This window comes from Erwinia plantamica, from assembly GCF_043420595.1.
Taxonomy (GTDB): domain Bacteria; phylum Pseudomonadota; class Gammaproteobacteria; order Enterobacterales; family Enterobacteriaceae; genus Erwinia; species Erwinia aeris.
This window is the reverse complement of record NZ_JBGCUC010000074.1, coordinates 1-474: the sequence shown is the minus strand read 5'-3', so window position 1 is coordinate 474 and position 474 is coordinate 1. Positions and strand designations below refer to the sequence as shown.

The window sequence follows — 474 nt, the reverse complement described above, 5'->3', positions numbered from 1 at the left end:
GGCATCCACCGCCGGGGAGGCGATGCGACTCTGCTGATCCTCTATAACGCCTACAGCGACCTCGTCTCCTTCACCCTGCCGGGTTCCGTCGGCGGCGTCGGCTGGACGCGGCTCCTCGACACCAACCTGCCCGATAGCCAGGAGGTCGGAACCTGGGCGATCGGCGATCGCTACGACGTCACCGGACGCTCGATGCTGATGTTCGTGCTCAAGCCCGAGGAGACGCCGGACGGCGAGGTGACCGAGATGGAGCGGTCCTACCAGCACGTGATGCAGGCCTTCGAGCGTGCCAATATCGAGAGCGTGCGCTTCGCCTCGCCGGCGACGTAGTCGTCCGGTGCCGGTGACGACGCGGGTGAACCCCGCACCTGCGTCGTCATCACGGGGATCGTCACGGAAACGAATGCGATGCGGACCGTTGATCAGGGCGGCCCGCTTCGTACTCCATGGCTGAAACAATCGACCGATGATGAT

Annotated in this window: 1 protein-coding gene; it reads left to right on the top strand. The window is 65.0% G+C overall.

The window, feature by feature from the left end:
* A partial coding sequence (locus AB3U87_RS22130; RefSeq protein WP_394150563.1) for a hypothetical protein occupies positions 1-330 on the top strand: 330 nt, incomplete at its 5' end.
* Positions 331-474 lie beyond the last annotated feature (144 nt).